Raw genomic sequence first — 2,316 nt, 5'->3', positions numbered from 1 at the left:
CTGGATTTTGTGTGTTATATTTGACGTTCTTCTTCGCTCAAAGAGAGAATGATTTGAGCAAGCGAATCAATTAGTTTAGTATTAATTGAAGTTGTGGGTTGACTCATAGTTGAGAAAATATTGACGAATTGGTTAATAAGTTATCTCTAGTCTAGCTTAGGTTTCCTTGTCTCCAACTCTCGCAAATGACAAAGAATATGTCACAATGTTAATTCAACCCTCATAATGTAATGTAACGATTCATCTTACAATATCTATGACTACAACAAACACCAATAACAATCAAAGTGATAAAGTGCTAGAAGCAATGAAAAATTTTGCTGAACAGTACGCGAAACGAACAGATACTTACTTTTGTAGTGAACCCTCTGTAACCGCAGTGGTTATTGAAGGACTCGCTAGACATAAAGAAGAATTAGGGGCCCCATTGTGTCCTTGTCGTCATTATGAAGATAAAGAAGCTGAAGTAAAAAATACCTATTGGAACTGTCCTTGTGTTCCAATGCGAGAACGAAAAGAATGTCATTGTATGCTCTTTATTACCTCAGATAATGAGTTTGCTGGTGAAGAACAAGAAATTGACATAACGTTCATTAAGGATGTTCGAGAAGGTATGTCAGCTTGAGAAAAATCATGATATCAGAGGTATTCTTGCAAGGGATTGAGCAATTTAATCGACGGGATTTTTATGCTTGCCATGATACCCTAGAAGCGATTTGGATCGATGCAGCAGAGTCAGATAAACGTTTTTATCAAGGTATTTTACAAGTGGCAGTGGGTTGTTATCATCTCACTAATCATAACTGGCGTGGTGCTGTTATTTTGTTAGGAGAAGGGGTGAGACGACTTCGTGATTATCAACCCGATCATGAAACGATTAATGTCACTCAGTTGTTAGAAGAAAGTCAAGGATTATTAAAATATCTTCAACAAATTGATCCTGAGAATGTGGCCGAAGTTGCTCAAACTTTGCAAGAAGCTTATGATGACTCTCCTTATCAGTTTCCTCATATTGTTAGGTTATGAGCTTTTTTCTGATGGAGTTCGTATTTAGAGTGTAGTCCCTAAAGAATTATATCTGGAGATACTGTTTTATTTCCGTGGAGAATTATATCATTTTCATAACCTTATTTTAGCTTACACTTATTAACTACAATTACGAACAAGAACTAAGTTAACGTAAATTCTTTAACTTTTGCACTTTGTTGATGTAAAGAAATATGACAAAAAGTTGTTTAAGACGAGTTTCAAACATAGCTAAGAGTTTATACTTAAGTTAGATGTCAAAGGATAACCAACTAAGATAAGAACATAATCAATCTGTTTTTTTAAATTTGCCCATAGAGTATCTTCAAAAATAACCCCACATATATTGGAGGTGTGTCATGGCAGATTATTCATATCTTGACAAATTGACAGGTGAAAAACGCTATTTTACGGCTAAAACAGATGAGACTATAGTGAAGTTTAACTTACCAAATTTGGTAGATAAAACCAAGAGTCAAGAATTTTTATATTCGATATTACCAGAACATAAAAGCTCTGCCTTACTTTCTAATCGGATCGATAGAGACCTACCAATTTTAATCGATCAAGATAAGTTAGAAAGATACTTTTTACCTGACGAATGTACAGTTCAATTTAGAGAAAATATTGGAAAAACAAAGATCAATGAAATTGTTGAAAAGTGCAATTGTTCCATTTCTGTGAAACAGGGATCTCACAATTACTATACCCTTAAACTTAGTAAAGACAAGGATGTTTTTCACAGTATTCGAGATTTATCAGACTTTGCTGAAGTTGAATTTGCTGCACCGTCTGAAATGGATGCGGATAGATTTAAGCGTCCTTATTACAGTGATAAATTAACAGGTAAACAGTATTTATTTATCCCTAAAGATGATGAATTGGTAATCGTTTTTGAACCTGATGACACGGCTAATAATTCTTTAAGTAATTTTGAAATTCTTGATTTAACTGATGAAACGGCCAGTGTTCCTCCTGATGCTGCTCAAACTTTTCCAGCGATGATTGATAATGATGGATTAACTCGTTATTTTCTGCTTAACGAGTGTACCGTACAATTTAAAGAAACTATTAGTGAAGGAACAGCAAAAGAACTTCTCAAAAAGAAAGGGTACTCTGTACTTTCTGAGCAACGGACACCAGGTTATTATATTGTTTCTGTACCAGAAGACCAAGAGTTTTTTGTAGCGGTACAACAATTGATGGATTAGATGAGGTTGAGTTTGCCGAACCTAGCGAAGTCTGTCTAGATAATTTTGCTTATCACCCAATAGTCCGATGTTTGAAAGT

Annotated in this window: 3 protein-coding genes; all 3 read left to right on the top strand. The window is 34.6% G+C overall.

Going from position 1 to position 2,316, the window contains the following annotated elements:
• The first annotated feature begins 256 nt into the window (after positions 1 to 256).
• Positions 257 to 625 carry a ferredoxin-thioredoxin reductase catalytic domain-containing protein gene (locus CY0110_RS27520; RefSeq protein ID WP_008278950.1) on the top strand — a complete coding sequence of 123 codons (369 nt, stop codon included), beginning with the start codon at positions 257 to 259 and terminating at the stop codon, positions 623 to 625.
• Positions 626 to 633: 8 nt separating this feature from the next.
• Entirely contained in the window at positions 634 to 1,026 is a 393-nt protein-coding gene (locus CY0110_RS27515) for a DUF309 domain-containing protein (protein WP_008278949.1), read from the top strand.
• Positions 1,027 to 1,385: 359 nt separating this feature from the next.
• The gene (locus CY0110_RS27510; RefSeq protein WP_008278948.1) at positions 1,386 to 2,237 is read left to right on the top strand and encodes a hypothetical protein; all 852 of its coding nucleotides are present in this window, start codon (positions 1,386 to 1,388) and stop codon (positions 2,235 to 2,237) included.
• Positions 2,238 to 2,316: the final 79 nt, after the last annotated feature.

The sequence above is a fragment of the Crocosphaera chwakensis CCY0110 genome (assembly GCF_000169335.1).
GTDB classification, from domain to species: Bacteria; Cyanobacteriota; Cyanobacteriia; order Cyanobacteriales; family Microcystaceae; genus Crocosphaera; species Crocosphaera chwakensis.
Note: the sequence above shows the minus strand (reverse complement) of the source record. Positions and strands in the feature narration are given on the sequence as shown.

Bases quoted from the DNA above. Each gene is read 5' to 3' on its own strand.
- CY0110_RS27520 (WP_008278950.1), top strand. From the start codon at position 257: ATGACTACAACAAACACCAATAACAATCAAAGTGATAAAGTGCTAGAA.
- CY0110_RS27515 (WP_008278949.1), top strand. From the start codon at position 634: ATGATATCAGAGGTATTCTTGCAAGGGATTGAGCAATTTAATCGACGG.
- CY0110_RS27510 (WP_008278948.1), top strand. From the start codon at position 1,386: ATGGCAGATTATTCATATCTTGACAAATTGACAGGTGAAAAACGCTAT.